This is a genomic window from Thalassospira sp. NFXS8 (assembly GCF_040148805.1).
Classification (GTDB): domain Bacteria; phylum Pseudomonadota; class Alphaproteobacteria; order Rhodospirillales; family Thalassospiraceae; genus Thalassospira.
The window spans coordinates 43133-60009 of sequence record NZ_JAGEMF010000002.1 but is presented as its reverse complement, the minus strand read 5'-3'; the positions used below and the strand labels follow the sequence as shown (position 1 = coordinate 60009).

Genomic DNA, 16877 nt, shown 5'->3' with positions numbered 1-16877 from the left:
CTAGTCGCGCAGGCCCAGCCGGTATTCCAGAATACCCACCAGCATCTGGCCCAGCATGATGTGCATTTCCTGAATGCGGGCGGTGGTCTGGCTGGGGACGATCATTACCGGGTCACACAAGGCGGCCATGTCGCCGCCCGAACGCCCGGTCCAGCCGGTGGCAACCAGGCCCATTTCTGTGGCTTTTTTCAGTGCCAGATTAACATTTTTGCTGTTACCTGACGTTGAAATGCCAATGGCGATATCACCGGCTTTGCCCAGGGCTTCGATCTGGCGTTCAAACAAATGATCAAAGCCGAAATCATTGCCAATGGCCGTCAGAGCTGAACTGTCGGTGGTTAATGCAATAGCAGGCAGGGCACGGCGGTTATGGACATAGCGAACCGTGAATTCAGTGGCGATATGCTGCGCATCGCCTGCAGAACCACCATTGCCAAAAAACAGCAATTTGTTGCCGGCGTTAAAGGCGTCAGCGCACAGGTCAACCAGCTTGATAAACGGGTCGCGGGTGGCCTCGCGGGTTTTGTTGACCAGATCAAAATGCTCGTCAAATTCGGCATCAAAAAACGTGTTAATGTCCATTTTTCGGCTCATATCTTAATTTTTGAAAGTGTCAGCCACATCACGCGATCAGGGCACGGAAACAGTGGAAAGTGAGTTTGGCGATCGGGGTGATCATAGCGGTCGTCTTACAGGGCCTGTGTCACGCCATGCCAGGAATTTCGATCGGGCCGGTTATCAGGGTGCGATAGCGTCGCCATATATCAATCCACAATCTTTCACGGTAATGATCGCGGCGAAACTAGCACTTTGGTTTGTGTGTGGCTACGGCTTATCAGACTGAAAGTAATGGAAGCATTCAAGAAAATATTCGACAATTGTTGGGTGTTGGATACATATGCTGTTAACGATAGGACGTTATATTATTCTTGAATCCGTATTTTCGGATTAAATGTGCAAATAACCGGGTAAACATGTCTGACAATTCATTACCCTCACCCGAGGCATTTCTGGTTGATTATGTCCGGCGGCTGGAACGTCGCAGGCAGGGTGTGGGTGCTGTCCATGTGCATATCTCGAAATTGCAAAACTATAACCGTCGCGAACATCATATTCGCACCTGCCTGACAGCGTTTGAAGACCTGGTGCCCGTTGTTACCGGGCGATTGTTTTTTCTGACCAATCAGGACATTATCTTTATCTATGAGCAAAAATACGTCGACGAAGTAAATGCGGCCATTTTTCGCCTGAAATTCCTGTTTAATGATGACCCGTTATTAAGCGAGGGTAAGGGGCCCGATGGTCTGCCGGGCAGCTTCACCGATTTTTTTGATGTCGATAAGGAATACAAGGATTTCCTGCATTTAACCCAGCGTCTGGTGCGCAGCAATGCAGGCCGGGAAAAAACCGTTAGCGAAGCCGCCCAGCGCCATAATGACGTTCCTGACCAAAATCAGGACGGGGCACCGTTAACGCCAAAAATTCTTAGCCGGATTGACGAGGCCCTGCGCCGTGCCGATCTGTCGAACCTGATGCGACGTCAGGCAATTTGCGCCGTGGTCGGTGGGGCCCAGCCCACCCCGGTTTTTCACGAACTGTTTATTTCGATCCGCGATTTGCAGCATACCTTGTTGCCCGATATCAATGTGACATCCAATCGCTGGCTGTTTCAGCATCTGACCGAAATTCTGGATCGCCGGATGCTGGCCTTGCTGTCACGCACCAATGACACCAGTGTTTCAGGTTCTGTCAGCATTAATTTGAATGTATCAACCCTGCTGTCGCCCGAATTTCTGACCTTTGACAGTAATGTAAAGGCCGGGCAGCGCGGAACGATTGTGCTGGAACTACAAAAGATCGATATTTTTGCCGATCTCGGGGCTTATTTCTTTGCCCGCGATTTTTGCCGGGACCGGGGTTATCGCATTAGCATTGATGGCATCAGCCACCTTTCCCTGCCCTATATCAATCGCAATAAACTGGGTGTTGATACCATCAAATTGATGTGGTCACCGGAAATGAGCGAGCTTTCGGCAGAGAAGGTGGATGAAATTCGCGAGGCCATTAATGTGGCGGGCGATACCCGTGTAATCATGTGCCGTTGTGATGACCAGACAGCGATTGATTTTGGCCATTCGGTGAATATCACCATGTTTCAGGGGCGCTATGTTGAACAGCTTTTGAACGAATATGCGCGGGCCAAAAAATAAAGCCTGATCCGAAGATCAAGACATTTAGTGCAGCTGAAAACCGAAACACCGCCAGAAAATGTACTGGCGGTGTTGCAATTTTCAGGGATGACTACGAAACTGGTTCGGGTTGGTCATCAGTTAAGTGATCTTCGTTATCAGGGTGTTTCACGGGTGCTGACATGGGCGGTTTCAAATGTTGCCATACCGTTATGACATTCGGCTGCAGCGCGCAGCAATGGTAATGTCAATGCTGCCCCTGACCCCTCGCCCAGGCGCATGTTGAAGTCCAGCAATGGTTTTTTGCCCAGTTTCTCGATCAGGTTTTTGTGGCCCGGTTCAGCAGACATATGCCCGATCAGACAATGATCCAGGGCATCTTCGCGCATTTTAAATAAAATGGCGGCTGCTGCACAGGATACATAGCCGTCAAGCACCACCGGAACCCGCAGGAACCGTGCCGCCAGAATGGCGCCAGCCATTGCCGCAATTTCACGTCCGCCCACACAGCGCAAAACACCCAGGGCATCGGCCATCTGGTTGCGATGTAATATGACGGCATCGCCGACCACCCGGGTTTTGCGGGCCAGTGTTGTGTCATCGATGCCGGTTCCACGACCGGTCCAGTCGGCGGGAGTACCACCAAACAGGGCATGGGCAATGGCAGCGGCGGCGGTGGTGTTGCCAATGCCCATTTCACCGGGCACAAAAATATCAATGCCAGGTTCAACCGCGCTCATGCCAAAGGCCATGGCTTCGGCGCAATCTTCGTCCAGCATGGCGGCTTCGCGGCTGAAGTCATTGGTGGGAATTTCAAGGGCCACTTCCATGACCCGCAATTCGGCGTCTACCGCCTTGCAAATCTGGTTGATCGCGGCACCGCCATTGATAAAGTTTTCCACCATCTGCTGGTTTACACTGGCAGGAAAGGCGGAAACACCTTGTTCACATACGCCATGGCTGCCGGCAAAAATGGTAACACGCGGGCGGCTTGCGCGGGGCCGCGCACTTCCTTGCCAGCTTGCCAGCCACAGGCTGATCTCTTCCAGCCGCCCAAGCGAGCCTTCAGGCTTGGTCAATTGCGGTTCGCGCGCCAGAACAGCATCGCGGGCCGTTGCGTCGGCGGCGGGAAGATCGGCCATAAGGGCACGGATATCATCCAGATTTTGCGGCGGATGTTTGGGATCGAACATGAATTTGGTCTCCGGGCGGCAGGAAGTGCCAAGGGCAATGGAGCTTGGCTTTGGTGCGCACCATGATTAGTCTGCCCATAGTGAAATTGCCAGTTTGAAAATGGGAAATTGCCGGTGCAACAAAATCAGCCGCCTTTTAATGCCCGGCCAGTGCAGGGTGTCGTGCCGGAAAAAACAGCGGATGAAAAAACAGATGATCGCGACGCACAAGATATGACAGATGCACAAAATCGCGATGATACGGGCTTTTACAGCATGGTTTGCGGTGATTTTGGCCGGGCAGTGATGCTGTTGTCGCGTATACCGTGGCCTGCAGATGTTCAGTTTCGGCCAACTTTGATTGCCCGTTCGGTCTGGTGTTGGCCTTTGGCCGGGTTGTTTCTGGCCGGGCTGGCGGTTTTACCTGCCCTGGCCCTGTTATGGTTAAGCGGTAATAACGGGCTTGCTGCTGTTTTTGCCATTCTGACAATGGTGGTTTTAACTGGCGCCCTGCACGAGGATGGCCTGGCGGATTGCGCAGATGGTTTCGGTGGCGGAATAACACGTGATCGCAAACTTGAAATCATGCGCGATAGCCGAATTGGCAGTTACGGTGTCGTTGCACTGGTTCTGGCGTTTGCGGCGCGTTTTTTTATCGCCATGCAGGCGTTTGATCTGGGCATTTTCATCACGGCGACGATCATAACGGCAATGTTTTCGCGCCTGGCGATGCCGGTTTTGATGATGGGTCTATCCCCGGCACGGTCCGATGGTTTGGGGCATGGGGCCGGACGACCGGGGGTAATTCCATTTTTGATTGCGCTATTAAGCGTGCTGCTGGTTACCATCATTCTTGGCGGTGCGGTGATGATGCTGGCCGGGTTATTGGCACTGGCTTGTGCCTGTCTGGTTGTCGGGTTTGTTGCCAAATGGCAAATCGGTGGTCATAGCGGTGATATTTTGGGAAGTGCACAGATGATCGCGGAAATTTTTGTTGCGATTGCGATCCTCTCTGTCGCTGTGCGGGGAATGTGATGAGTGGCTTTGCCGTTACGCGCTGGTGGTTGGTCCGCCATGCCCCGGTCAATAATCCGGATGGCGTTATTTATGGTCGTACTGATTTGCCAGCCATTTTTGAAGATGACGGTTTGCTAAAACGGGTTAGCGCAGCCTTGCCAGACGATGCGATCCGGGTGGCGAGTAATTTGGCACGCAGTATTGATACGTTAAAACGCCTTAGCCTTGTGCAGCGCGACCAGCTTGACATCAAGGTGATACCAGCCCTGGCCGAACAGGATTTCGGGGTTTGGGAAGGACAAAGATGGGCCGATATCCCCGCCGAGCAGGCCCGTATGTTTTGGGATGATTATGCCAGTTCCGTGCCGCCAGGGGGGGAAAGCTTCAATCAGCTTGCAGGTCGGGTTGGCGAGGCCTTTCATGCCCTGACGACGGAATATGCAGGGCGAAATATTGTGGCTGTTTTACATGGCGGTTCAATACGTGCCATTCTGGCATCTATATTAGGTACGCCGCCTGCGGCATCATTGTCATTTGATGTCGCCCCGCTTGCCATCACCCGGGTTGATTATCTTGATGCACCAGATAATCCCGGTTGGCGTATTGGCAGTGTTAATCTGGTGGTATAAGGCGCGTTTTTGCCGATAGCCGAATTTCCCGGTTGATACTATTGTTTGTTTTGCATCCGGTATGATGTCTTCGGGCACAGTCCAACGGCGTTAGTTGCCTGTTTTTCCCTTGCTGCTATCCCGGCCATTACCTGAAATTATGGTAATGGCCAAAACGGCGCTGATCCCCTGATCAGGCCGATTGACGGTTTTCGTTTTCATCACTATTGGCGGTAAATTCGGATAAAAACCGGTCCAGATTGTCGTGGGCGATATTGTATTTAACGGCAAGATCGTTCAGATCAGAAAGATATGCCTTGTAATATTCAAGCGGCCGGCTACGGGACTTGCCGCGCAAGCGATTGGTCCGGGGGAAATCCTCGGTAAATTCGCTGCTTTCAATCACGCCCGAAATCGAATCATCAAGGATCGCTGCTGGGATACCTTCATACATTTTACCGCAGGCAGACAGCATTTTGCTGGCCGTCGGAACAGAGATTCCCGGCTGTCCCAACAAATGATTCAGGCCATTATCGTCAAAGCTGTCGCATTCAAACAAGGTCACCAGAGTTGGCAAGTCGCGCACCAGCAACGATAATGCGTTTACACGAATACCCCGTGCGTGGGCCCAGATGATTGCTGCAACCATACCCAGTTCACGGTCGGCCTTGTAAAGGGCGCGCACCTGGCGGCGACGCAGAACGACTTCATGGTCGTCTGCATGCTGTTCCAGAAAACTGGAAAAGTGGGGCGCGTCATTTTGCAGCCGGTCCAGCAATTTTGTCCACATATCGCGACGCGAGGTGGTTTGCCAGATCAACAGTTCCTGGGTCCGGATCTTTTCGACATAGTTTTCTATAGCCATTGGGATAAACAATTTTGTTGTTATCTGGAATGATGGTTAGCAGACAGCGCTCGGTTCCCATACACCCGGGTTTTCCCGGTGTGTTCGATATCAGCAAGTTCCATTCCGTATTTTTATTGTTTTCATGTTCTCTCAAAGGATTCCCCGTCTCAACATATCAATTCTTACAAATACTGACCTTTAGTCTAGTAGCGGTTTATGCATTAAGGAGGGGGCGGGAAATTATAAGGGGGGAATTTTGCCATATGGTTATGCTTAAGCCCGGAAATCTGCGGTGGGGCGGTTCGGCTTTTATATGGCAGCGCCTGTTTAATTTCTGTTTTGCAGGACTGTTTTTCAGCTAGCAGCAAAGTGATCTCAACAGTCTGATTTTATTGATATTTGCAACCAATACGGTTCGGTTGAATCTGCAATGCGCCTATTGGGGGAAATCTGAAAGGGCGACGCGGCCTCTTCTATTAACGAGTCTTTTGGGCTAGGGTGCGTCGCTGTTTGGTAATGGGAAATCCGGTGCAAGGCCGGTGCTGCCCCCGCAACTGTATCGGGATGGGTTATTTACGGCAGGTACGCCCTGTCACCCACTTAAGGATTGGTTTGAAAGTCCTTTGGGAAGGGAAATAACTGACATGCCCGAAGCCAGGAAACCTGCCAAAAGCGATCCGCGTGCAAGTGTGCCTGATCTATGCAACCGGGTCTCGGGTGGAGACCATAGCGCAAGGAACCGACGGGCCATGGCCCCAACTGTAATTGAAAGCGGCGTTCACCTGATATTGGGGGGGGCGCGTTCCGGCAAAAGCAAATTTGCCGAAGACATGGTCATTGCTGCCGGCGGGGGCACCTATATTGCCACCGGTCGCGCGTGGGATGACGAAATGCGCGATCGTATCAGCCATCATAAACAACGCCGTGGCCCGCTTTGGGCCACGATAGAGGAACCGCATGACTTATGCGGGGTTTTGTCGCGATTAGATCAGCACAGCGAAGGACCGGTTCTGGTCGATTGTCTGACCCTGTGGATCACCAATCTTATGATCAATGAAGACAATATTGATCAGGAAATTGATCAACTGTGTGATCTGTTGCCCCGGCTGGCTTTGCCGGTATTGCTGGTGTCAAACGAGGTTGGCTTTGGCATTGTCCCCGAAAACGCGATGGCACGGGCCTTTCGTGATCATGCCGGGCGCTTGCATCAGCGTATTGCCGCCCTTGCCCGGCGCGTGACCCTGGTGGTTGCGGGCATTCCGATGACGGTTAAATAATTTCATATCCGATGTTTGAACATCCGATTTTATCAAGGATTTAAAGACTATGGCGCATTTGGGTAAAATCCCCGCTACTGTGATTACCGGCTTTTTGGGTGCGGGCAAAACCACCATGATTCGCAACATGCTGCAAAATGCCGGGGGCAAGCGTATTGCCCTGATTATCAATGAATTTGGTGATGTCGGCGTTGATATGGAAGTCATCAATGGCTGTGGCATTGAAGGCTGTGCGGAAGAAGATGTGGTTGAGCTGGCCAATGGCTGCATTTGCTGCACGGTCGCAGATGATTTTGTCCCGACCATGCAAAAATTGCTGGATCGCGAGACACCGCCAGATCATATCGTTATCGAAACTTCTGGTTTGGCTTTGCCCAAACCACTGGTCAAGGCGTTTAACTGGCCGGAAATCCGCTCGCGCGTGACGGTGGATGGTGTTGTTGCCGTGCTGGATGCCGCGGCCCTGCGCGACGGGTTATTTGCCCACGACCATGCCGCCGTGCAGGCCCTGCGCGAAGCAGATGATAATCTGGACCACGAAAGCCCGCTTGAGGAACTGTTTGAAGAACAGCTTCATTGTGCCGATATGGTGGTTCTTAATAAAACTGACCTGTTAAGCAGCGATGAACTGGTTAAGGTTGAGGCCGACATTCGGGCGGAGCTGAAACGCCCGTCGGTCAAGATCATTTCAACTGAGCATGCACGCATTGAAAATGCTGTGTTGCTGGGTCTGGGTGCTGCCGCCGAGGATGATTTGGAAAGCCGCCCGTCCCATCATGATGACGGGCATGAGCATGACCATGACGATTTTGAAAGTTTTGTCGTGACACTGGATGATGTTAACGATCCGGCAGCACTGGAACAACGCCTGATTGCGGTGGTGCGTGACTTTGACGTGTTGCGTATCAAGGGCTTTGTTAATGTGCCGGGCAAGGCCATGCGCCATGTGGTGCAGGGCGTTGGGGAACGGTTTCAGCGTTATTTTGACCGGCCGTGGCAAGAAGGCGAAAGCCGCCAGTCGCGTTTGGTGGTGATTGGCTTGCATGATATGGACCAGGCCGCGATTGCCAAGGCCATTTTGGCCGCCTGAAAAAGTCAGAACGGGCGGGGAAATGCCATTGCATAACCCCGCCCGGTTTTTTGATCGGCAGGGTTATGCCCTGCCGATATTTCTGCGCTCATTTTACCAGACAGGTTCTGTTTATGCACTTACTTGCCGCACAGCCGGGCACGATCACCGATGGTAGCGAAGCCGTCGATCTGGGGCAAAACCCCGGCGATGTTGTTATTCTTTCGGCGGCAGAATCCGAACTGGCCTGTCTGGCATCGGCGCAAACCGGTTTAGATGCGGAGTTTGATGGCGCTATTCCGTCGCTGCGTCTGGCCAGTTTGTTACAGCTCGGCCATAACATGTCGGTTGATTTGTATCTGGATGATGTGGTGTCCCATGCCCGTTTTATCATTGTGCGGGTGCTGGGGGGGCGTGGTTATTGGGAATATGGCGTTGAACAACTGGTTGCTCATGCGCGCGACAACGATGTTCCGCTGGTTTTGTTGCCCGGCGATGATCAGCCCGACGGGGAAATGCTGTCGCTTTCAACCCTGAAAGGTCAGGCGTGGCAACAAATATGGCGCTATCTGGTCGAAGGTGGGCCGGGCAATGCAGGAAATTTGTTACGATATGTTTATGAATATTTGACCCCGGATACCGACTGGCACTGGCAACCTCCGGTCCCATTGGTTAAGGCCGGTCTCTATTGGCCCGGCACAACGGGAATGTCGCTGGCCCAAATTGGGGCCAAATGGCACGCAGATCGCCCGGTCGCGGCAATTGTGTTTTACCGTGCGCTGGTTCAGGCGGGTAACCTTGACGTGATTGACGCCCTGATTGGCGCGCTCGATAAAGCCGGGATCAACGCCCTGCCAGTTTTTGTGTCCAGCCTGAAAGACCCGGTGGCCGCTGCCCTGGTGGCAGAATGGCTGGCGCAATCGCGATCAGATCTGATTTTAAATACCACTGGTTTTGCCCTTGCCGTGCCGGGTGCCGTGCGCGGCGAAAGCCCGTTTGACGCGGTGGATGCACCGGTGATGCAGGTGGTGTTATCGGGCGGTAGTGCTGCGGCATGGCGCGACGGGGTTAACGGGCTGGCTGCACGCGACATCGCCATGAATGTCGCCCTGCCCGAGGTGGATGGGCGGATATTTTCCCGTGCTATTTCGTTTAAGGGATCTGCCGGGCGTGATGCGCTAACGCAAATTGACCTGGTTAAATATATCCCGGTGGCTGATCGGGTGGGTTTTGTCGCCCAACTGGCGGCAAACTGGGTGCGATTGCGCCAAACCCCGGTGGCCGAAAAACGGGTGGCAATGGTGATGGCAAATTACCCCAACCGCGATGCCCGCCTTGGCAACGGGGTGGGCCTTGATACGCCCGCTGGTATGATGGAAACCCTGCACGCCATGCAGGCCGCGGGCTATGACATATGCGACATGCCCGATGATGGCGCGGATTTGATTGCCCGGGTCAAGGCGGGGCCAACCAACGATTATAAGTCGCTTGATCAGCGTGTTGTGCGCGTTACCCTGCCCGTCGCCGATTATCGTGCTGCATTTGCGGCCCTGCCCGCGTCTATTCGTACGCAGGTGACAGATCGTTGGGGCGCACCGGAAACAGACCCGTTTTATCGCGCGTCGCCGGGCGGGTTTGTTTTATCAATTGTGCCCATGGGCAATGTTGTGATCGGGCTGCAACCGGCGCGCGGCTATAATATTGACCCGCTCGAAAGTTATCATTCCCCCGATCTGGTGCCACCGCACAGCTATTTTGCCTTTTATATCTGGCTGCGGCACAGCTTTGATGCCCATGCCATTATTCATTTTGGCAAACACGGCAATATGGAATGGCTGCCGGGCAAATCGCTGGCTTTGTCCGAAAATTGCTTTCCCGAGGCCATTTTTGGCCCCACCCCGCATTTATACCCGTTTATCGTCAACGACCCCGGCGAAGGTACACAGGCGAAACGCCGCGCCCAGGCCGTGATTATCGACCACCTGACCCCGCCTTTAACCCGTGCCGAAAGTTACGGTCCGCTGAAGGATATGGAGGCTTTGGTTGATGAATATTACGATGCTGCTGCCGTTGATCCGCGCCGGCTAAAGCTGCTCAAGCGTGATATTCTGGAACTGGCCGTGCGCATTGGGCTGGACCGCGATTGCGGAATCGCACCGGGCGAAGACGAAGAATCTGCCCTGGCAAAACTCGACAATTATTTGTGCGAGCTGAAAGAACTGCAAATTCGTGATGGTTTGCATATTTTTGGCAAGGCCCCGGAAGGCCGCCTTTTGACCGATTTGCTGGTGGCTCTTGCGCGCCTGCCGCGCGGCAAGGATGCCGGGGCAACGGCGTCACTGCACCGTGCGCTGGTGCGCGATTTGCTGCCAGACCTTGAAACGGCGTTTGACCCGCTTGATTGTGTGATGGGCGATGTGTGGCAAGGCGACCGCCCGCAGGCCTTGCGCGATTATGACGCGGTTTGCGGCGCTTGGCGCACCCATGGCGATACGGTGGAACGGCTGGAATTACTGGCGATGGATCTGGTGGCGGGGAAAAAAGCCGCCCCAGATGACTGGGTTCAGACCAAGGATGTTCTTTGCGATATCGAAACATCCCTGCGCCCGGCGATAACCCGATGCGGTACTGCCGAGATTAACGGGCTTTTGCGTGGGCTGGCGGGCAAGTTTGTCGAACCGGGGCCATCGGGTGCCCCGACACGCGGCAGACCCGACGTTTTACCGACTGGGCGAAATTTTTATTCGGTCGATACCCGAACCGTCCCAACCCCGGCGGCATGGCAACTGGGGTGGAAGTCGGCCGAATTGTTGCTGGAACGCCATGTGCAGGAACATGGCGAATGGCCAGCGGCCCTTGGCCTGTCGGTATGGGGGACCAGCAACATGCGCACAGGCGGCGATGACATTGCCCAGGCAATGGCGATGATGGGGGTCAAACCAACATGGGATTCCGCATCGCGCCGGGTGACCGGGTTTGAAATTATTCCGATCACGTTATTGGGCCGACCGCGCATCGACATTACCCTGCGCATTTCCGGGTTTTTCCGCGATGCTTTTCCCGGATTGATCGATTTGTTTGACAGTGCCGTGCGCGCGGTGGCCGCCCTGCGCGATGAACCGGCTGATATGAATCCGATTGCCCGGCGGGTTCGCGCCGAAACAGCCAAGCTGACAGCCGACGGTGTTGATGCCGTTTTGGCAGAGAGACAGGCGGCGTTTCGTGTTTTTGGTTCCAAACCGGGGGCCTATGGGGCCGGTTTGCAGGCAATGATCGATGAAAAATTGTGGGAGAACGAAGCCGACCTTGCCGATGCCTATCTGGCGTGGGGCAGTTATGCCTATGGTAACGGGGCCAGCGGCGAAGCGGCCCGCGATGTTTTTGAAACCCGGCTGGGGGCGGTGGATGCCATCGTTCATAATCAGGATAACCGCGAGCATGATTTGCTCGATTCTGACGATTATTATCAATTCGAAGGTGGAATGACATCGGCGGTGCGTCATATATCGGGCCAGCAGCCGGTTATTTACCATAACGACCATTCCCGCCCTGAAAGCCCGAAAATACGTACCCTGGACGAAGAAATCGCCCGGGTGGTGCGGGCGCGCGTGGTGAATCCCAAATGGATCAACGGGGTTATGCGACACGGTTATAAAGGGGCGTTTGAAATGGCGGCAACGGTGGATTACCTGTTTGCTTTTGCCGCAACCGCACGCTGTGTTGCCAACCATCATTTTGATCTGGTTTATGATGCCTATCTGGGTGACGACGCGGTGCGCGATTTTATCGCCACCCATAACCCCGATGCCCTGAAAGACATTCGCGACCGGCTGGCCGAGGCCATTGACCGCGGATTATGGCAACCAAAGCGTAATAGTGTGGCTGCCGATTTAATGGAGGGGCGCAATGAAGCCCGGTAAAGCGATGTGGCTGGAAAAAATTGCCTTTTTTGCAAGGTCTTGCCTGATTTTATCACCCCCGCTTCTGATGTTGCCAGCAATTGCCACGGCCACCCCCCAAAAGGCAGCGGCAACGTGGTTACCGGTCCCCAACGGGGCGCTGCATTGGCAATTGCAGGGCGATGTCGTGCCCGCACCGGGAACAAAGGTTATTGACAGCGATTTATTCGATACACCGGCCAAACAGGTGAAAAAATGGCGCGATCAGGGGCTTTATCCTGTGTGCTATGTCAATGTGGGGGCCTTTGAGGACTGGCGTGACGATGCATCTGATTTTCCCGACGATGTGATCGGGGCGGTTTATGATGGCTGGCAAGGTGAAAGATGGCTGGATGTTCATCACTTTACCAAATTTGCATCGATCATTGAAGCGCGGCTGGATTTATGTGCCCGCAAAGGTTTTTTGGCTGTCGAGCCTGATAATATTGATGGTTATGATAATAAAACCGGGTTCGATATAACCCGCGATGACCAAGTGACCTATCTGCATTGGCTGATCGATCAGGCCCACAAACGCCAATTGGCAATCGGGCAAAAAAATGCCCCCGATTTGATCGATGAACTGGTGGGGGACATGGATTTTGCCCTGCTTGAATCCGCGTGGCGGGATGATTCTTTATCGGATTACATACCGTACCGTCGACAAAACAAGCCGGTTTTTGCCGTGGAATACCGTGAAGACGGCGCCTCTCTGGCCGCTATATGCCCGGATATAAAGCAATATGGGTTTGTCGGAATGGTGGCAAATTATGATCTGGCTGGCCAGGTTGAAACCTGTCCCTGAGACTGCCTGATTTTGAAAATACGGGTCGGTTTACGGGGGTGGCATTTGCGCAATTTGGCAACCTATACGCAACCGGGCGGGTTTTAATTTTATTTTTGAATCGATATAGAAACAATTATTTTTATCTGTATATTGTGGCAAATCTGCCGCGATACCCCAAAAAGTGGAATTTCGGAACATTTGGGTAAAGTTTAACGTTTCGAAACTGGGTGATTTATGCGTTAATAGATTATTAACCCTTGGTTGGGCGAAGAGTCACCCCATTAGGGGCCGGGACGCAGCGGCGAACACAGCCGGTTAAAATGCGCCAGGCCCAAGGCAGGAGGCCGCAATGGAGACTTTGAAACAGGTTCGTTTGCCCCATTATGTGCAAACACCGCCCCCCGCCCATGGCGGGCATGCGGAAATTATTGATTTCCTATTATCCGGGCAGGATGTGCCCCAATGGCTGCGCGATGATTTGCATGGCACGGGCACGGTGCGCCCGGCGCGCGGTGCCATTGGCGCGGTTTTGGCTTTGCGGGACCATTTTGACCAATGCCATGAACCGGTTAGCCAAAAACAGTTCCACGACGGGTTATGCGAACTGGGCGGCCATTTTCCCTTGCCTGAACATCAAAAAATATCGTCGCGCGAACGCATTTACTGGCGGTATTTGCAAGGTGTTGAAAAACCGGTGTGGCAGGCGACGGTGTCACTGGCCCATATTCGGCAAAAAACATTTCCAGTGGTGCGCGATTTACGCAGCCTGATTGCCGATGTGGTTGCCAGCCGCAACTGGGCCGAACACCGCCTGGAGCTGGTGGAACAAAGTTTTCAAAAACCGGCAGCTGCCCCGAATGCCGTTATGGCAAAGGCGTTGGTACGGCTGCGCCAAATGTCCCCCGGTGATCGGCTGCAACTGTTTAACAAGGCCAGGATGCGTCGCCCTGAACTGGCGAATACCGACATGCGCGAACCGGCCAAATGGGCTGATCTGGTTGCATCCGATCTGGGTCTTGTTTCGCGCTAGGGACAGGGCAACAGACTCTGAGCGAATTATATGGAAACGGTACGCTATGGTGTCATGGCGTGCCGTTTTGCGTTTGCACTGACTGACAACAGGAATGACGGCAACTGGCCCCTGGATGGGAAAATTGACAATCCTCCTTGATTGTCATCGGGCTTTGGCCGAGTTTGGCAGGATAAAAATGGTGCATACGCGCAAATTTCAGCAATGATGGAAAAGCCAATGACGGACACCCCGCAAACCCCGGCAACCGGCCCGGCCCCGGATGATCAAAACGCACGCCACGATGAGAAAATGAAAAAGATCAAGGCCGCGCGCGACCGTATGATGGCCGAGAAGATTGACAAAAAAGGCCTGGTGATTGTCCATACCGGCAAGGGTAAAGGTAAATCATCCTCGGCTTTTGGCATGGCGATGCGCTGTGTGGGGCATGGCATGAAGGTGGGTGTGGTGCAGTTTATCAAGGGTGGCTGGGAAACCGGTGAGGCAAAATTGCTGGCACAATTTCCCGACCTGTGTGAATTCCACGCCATGGGGGCTGGATTTACCTGGGAAACGCAAAACCGTGCTCAGGATATTGCGCTCGCCCGTCAGGCATGGGAAAAAGCCCGCGAAATGATGCGCGATCCGTCTTATGCCATGGTGATACTCGACGAATTGAACATTGTTTTGCGTTATGATTTTTTACCGCTGGATGATGTTTTGGCAGCCCTTGTTGATAAACTGCCAGACCAGCATGTGGTGATTACCGGGCGCAATGCGCCTGAAAAGCTGATCGAAGCCGCCGATCTGGTTACTGAAATGACAATGATCAAACATCCATTTCGGGAACAGGGGATCAAGGCGCAGATCGGGGTCGAGTTTTAACTGGCCGTTTAATCGTGCTCATTGGGCCGTTTTGACCGGTTTGCAAGGAAAGTTTCGATTTTTTAATGAAATTGCCAGCGGTCAAAACCACCCCGGCCCTGATGTTGCAGGGGACGGGGTCGGATGTGGGGAAATCCTTGCTGGTGGCGGGCCTCTGCCGGGCGTTTGCCCGGCGGGGATTGCGGGTTCGCCCGTTTAAACCACAAAACATGTCCAATAACGCGGCTGTAACCGCCGATGGTGGTGAAATCGGCCGTGCGCAGGCTTTGCAGGCCCGTGCCTGCGGGGCGGAAGCCAGCGTGCATATGAACCCGGTTTTGCTTAAACCGCAAAGCGACATTGGCGCGCAGGTGGTGGTGCAAGGTCAGGTTTTAACCAATGCGCTGGCGCGTGATTACTATCGCCTGAAGCGGGATTTATTGCCCCGTGTGATTGAAAGTTTCGACATTGTTGCCAGTGACGCCGACCTTGTGATTGTCGAAGGGGCCGGGTCCCCGGCAGAGGTAAATTTGCGCGCCGCCGATATTGCCAATATGGGGTTTGCCGAGGCGACAAAAATGCCGGTGGTTCTGGTTGGTGATATTGACCGGGGCGGGGTGATTGCCTCTATCGTTGGAACCCATGTTTTATTATCCGATAGCGATCGGCAATGGTTGCGCGGTTATATCATCAACAAATTTCGCGGCGATGTGTCGCTGTTTGAACCCGCGCTTGATATTATTTTCGATCGCACCGGTCTTAAAAGTTTTGGTATCGCAACGTTTTGGCCGGGGGCCGCAAAATTACCCCCCGAAGATGGCGTGGCGTTGGGGCAGGTTGAACGTTATCGTCGGTCCCTTCGTATGTCGGGGTCCGCAATACAAAATCATAAAAATGACGGTGTGGCAGACCGCAAGCGCGATGTTGATACGCAACGTCATGATGAACCACACCGGCCCATCAATGCCGGTGCCGATGTAGATGCCGTTACCACTGCCGCAGAAAAAACCGGTGGAAGGGCTGCCGCTGGCGGGGAGGCCATATTGCCAAATGGTAGGGTGCCTGTTGTGCGGGTGGCCGTACCGCACTATCCCCAAATTGCCAATTTTGATGATCTGGACCCTTTGCTGGCCGAACCGGGTATTGACCTTGTTCTGGTAAAACCCGGTGAGGTGATGCCGGTGGATTGTGATCTGGTGGTATTGCCGGGCAGTAAGTCGACATTGGCTGATTTACGGTTTTTAAAGTCACAGGGCTGGGACATTGACATTAAAGCCCACTGGCGCAATGGCGGGCATGTGATGGGCATTTGTGGCGGGTATCAAATGCTGGGTACAATGGTATGTGATCCCGATGGGGTTGAAGGTGCGCCAGGTGACGAAGCAGGGCTGGGTTTATTAAACGTGGAAACCGTGATGGCGGGGCGTAAAACCCTGCGTACGGGCCATGCGGTTGTGGTGGGAAATGGCCGGTGCCCGGTGCCGGACGGCACGGTGTTGCGTGGATACGAAATTCACATGGGCCAAACTACCGGGCCGGACCGCAGGTTTGGCTGGGTGGCAACAGCGGGCAAGGCCGGGGCGGATACTGCCGCTGTTAATGATGCAGATGGCGCCATTGGTGGCGAAGGCCGGGTGATGGGGTGCTATTTGCATGGCATTTTTGCCAGCGATGATTTTCGCCGGGCATATCTGGCCGCCCTTACCGGGCAGGATGTTTGGGGGCAAACTATCGCGTTTGAGGCCGAAATTGATGCGACGCTGGACGGGTTGGCCGATCATCTGGAAAAATGCCTTGATCTTGATGCCTTGTGGGCGCTTGCCCAAACCCGCACCTGATAAAGGGCTGTGGTTGTTGATGCCGTTTGGGGCATGGTCGTTTTAAATGCTCTAGGGTTGTGTCTGCCGTGCCGGACGTCATGCTGCGCAAATCTATTCGGGCGGGTTTTCAAAACCTGTTCTTACGGAAACATTGTTATAATCCGATGATTTAATTCGTTTTGTTAACGATTAGGCGGCATAATGGGGCATGTTAAACCGACATGGCGGTCAGGCGAAGGGATGGCTTTACATCACCCCCTGGCACATGGTTTTTAAAACC

Annotated in this window: 13 protein-coding genes and 1 riboswitch; of the genes, 10 read left to right on the top strand and 3 right to left on the bottom strand. The window is 53.7% G+C overall.

From position 1 onward, the window contains the following. Positions 1–582 (bottom strand): D-sedoheptulose 7-phosphate isomerase, encoded by a 582-nt coding sequence (locus J4E05_RS09545; protein WP_349594824.1) that lies wholly within the window; start codon positions 580–582, stop codon positions 1–3. Between the two features lie 392 nt (positions 583–974). On the opposite strand from J4E05_RS09545, the gene J4E05_RS09540 reads away from it, so the two are divergent. Then, positions 975–2210, top strand: a complete 1236-nt coding sequence (locus tag J4E05_RS09540; RefSeq protein ID WP_085587520.1) for an EAL domain-containing protein — start codon at positions 975–977, stop codon at positions 2208–2210. Between the two features lie 137 nt (positions 2211–2347). On the opposite strand, the gene cobT is transcribed toward J4E05_RS09540, so the two are convergent. Beyond that, entirely contained in the window at positions 2348–3382 is a 1035-nt protein-coding gene (gene cobT, locus J4E05_RS09535; RefSeq protein WP_349594820.1) for a nicotinate-nucleotide--dimethylbenzimidazole phosphoribosyltransferase, read from the bottom strand. 114 nt (positions 3383–3496) lie between these two features. Here cobT and J4E05_RS09530 point away from each other — a divergent pair, with 114 nt between their 5' ends. Together J4E05_RS09530 and J4E05_RS09525 are read left to right on the top strand one after the other, a co-directional pair. Then, positions 3497–4396, top strand: coding sequence for an adenosylcobinamide-GDP ribazoletransferase (locus tag J4E05_RS09530; RefSeq protein WP_349594817.1), 900 nt, complete (start codon positions 3497–3499; stop codon positions 4394–4396). Next, complete coding sequence (locus J4E05_RS09525; RefSeq protein ID WP_349594814.1) at positions 4396–5007, top strand: histidine phosphatase family protein; 612 nt, start codon at positions 4396–4398, stop codon at positions 5005–5007. The genes J4E05_RS09530 and J4E05_RS09525 overlap by 1 nt, the downstream gene beginning before the upstream one ends. 172 nt (positions 5008–5179) lie before the next feature. Here J4E05_RS09525 and J4E05_RS09520 read toward each other — a convergent pair whose 3' ends face one another. Then, complete coding sequence (locus tag J4E05_RS09520) at positions 5180–5851, bottom strand: hypothetical protein (RefSeq protein ID WP_349594811.1); 672 nt, start codon at positions 5849–5851, stop codon at positions 5180–5182. 455 nt (positions 5852–6306) lie between these two features. Continuing rightward, positions 6307–6518, top strand: a riboswitch (cobalamin riboswitch). Between the two features lie 64 nt (positions 6519–6582). Between J4E05_RS09520 and cobU the strand changes: the two genes are divergently transcribed. From cobU to J4E05_RS09485, 7 genes are all read left to right on the top strand, one after another. Then, positions 6583–7110: a bifunctional adenosylcobinamide kinase/adenosylcobinamide-phosphate guanylyltransferase gene (gene cobU / locus J4E05_RS09515; RefSeq protein ID WP_349594808.1), complete on the top strand. Its 528-nt coding sequence runs from the start codon at positions 6583–6585 to the stop codon at positions 7108–7110. A gap of 49 nt (positions 7111–7159) precedes the next feature. Further along, positions 7160–8200 (top strand): cobalamin biosynthesis protein CobW, encoded by a 1041-nt coding sequence (gene cobW, locus J4E05_RS09510; protein WP_349594806.1) that lies wholly within the window; start codon positions 7160–7162, stop codon positions 8198–8200. A 113-nt stretch (positions 8201–8313) separates the two neighbouring features. After that, the gene (gene cobN / locus J4E05_RS09505) at positions 8314–12099 is read left to right on the top strand and encodes a cobaltochelatase subunit CobN (protein ID WP_349594804.1); all 3786 of its coding nucleotides are present in this window, start codon (positions 8314–8316) and stop codon (positions 12097–12099) included. Then, positions 12086–12922 carry an endo alpha-1,4 polygalactosaminidase gene (locus tag J4E05_RS09500; protein WP_349594801.1) on the top strand — a complete coding sequence of 279 codons (837 nt, stop codon included), beginning with the start codon at positions 12086–12088 and terminating at the stop codon, positions 12920–12922. Before cobN ends, J4E05_RS09500 begins: the two co-directional genes overlap by 14 nt. 331 nt (positions 12923–13253) lie before the next feature. Then, a complete protein-coding gene (locus tag J4E05_RS09495; RefSeq protein WP_085587538.1) occupies positions 13254–13934 on the top strand; it encodes a hypothetical protein in 681 nt (226 codons plus the stop codon). Positions 13935–14153: 219 nt separating this feature from the next. Continuing rightward, the gene (gene cobO, locus J4E05_RS09490; RefSeq protein ID WP_085587731.1) at positions 14154–14798 is read left to right on the top strand and encodes a cob(I)yrinic acid a,c-diamide adenosyltransferase; all 645 of its coding nucleotides are present in this window, start codon (positions 14154–14156) and stop codon (positions 14796–14798) included. Positions 14799–14863: 65 nt separating this feature from the next. After that, entirely contained in the window at positions 14864–16615 is a 1752-nt protein-coding gene (locus J4E05_RS09485; RefSeq protein ID WP_349594797.1) for a cobyric acid synthase, read from the top strand. Positions 16616–16877: the final 262 nt, after the last annotated feature.

Excerpts from the sequence above, each read along its gene's own strand:
- cobU (WP_349594808.1), top strand. The coding sequence starts at position 6,583 with ATGGCCCCAACTGTAATTGAAAGCGGCGTTCACCTGATATTGGGGGGG.
- cobO (WP_085587731.1), top strand. The coding sequence starts at position 14,154 with ATGACGGACACCCCGCAAACCCCGGCAACCGGCCCGGCCCCGGATGAT.
- J4E05_RS09500 (WP_349594801.1), top strand. The coding sequence starts at position 12,086 with ATGAAGCCCGGTAAAGCGATGTGGCTGGAAAAAATTGCCTTTTTTGCA.
- J4E05_RS09525 (WP_349594814.1), top strand. The coding sequence starts at position 4,396 with ATGAGTGGCTTTGCCGTTACGCGCTGGTGGTTGGTCCGCCATGCCCCG.
- J4E05_RS09495 (WP_085587538.1), top strand. The coding sequence starts at position 13,254 with ATGGAGACTTTGAAACAGGTTCGTTTGCCCCATTATGTGCAAACACCG.
- J4E05_RS09520 (WP_349594811.1), bottom strand. The coding sequence starts at position 5,851 with ATGGCTATAGAAAACTATGTCGAAAAGATCCGGACCCAGGAACTGTTG.
- cobW (WP_349594806.1), top strand. The coding sequence starts at position 7,160 with ATGGCGCATTTGGGTAAAATCCCCGCTACTGTGATTACCGGCTTTTTG.
- cobN (WP_349594804.1), top strand. The coding sequence starts at position 8,314 with ATGCACTTACTTGCCGCACAGCCGGGCACGATCACCGATGGTAGCGAA.
- J4E05_RS09485 (WP_349594797.1), top strand. The coding sequence starts at position 14,864 with ATGAAATTGCCAGCGGTCAAAACCACCCCGGCCCTGATGTTGCAGGGG.
- cobT (WP_349594820.1), bottom strand. The coding sequence starts at position 3,382 with ATGTTCGATCCCAAACATCCGCCGCAAAATCTGGATGATATCCGTGCC.
- J4E05_RS09545 (WP_349594824.1), bottom strand. The coding sequence starts at position 582 with ATGGACATTAACACGTTTTTTGATGCCGAATTTGACGAGCATTTTGAT.
- J4E05_RS09540 (WP_085587520.1), top strand. The coding sequence starts at position 975 with ATGTCTGACAATTCATTACCCTCACCCGAGGCATTTCTGGTTGATTAT.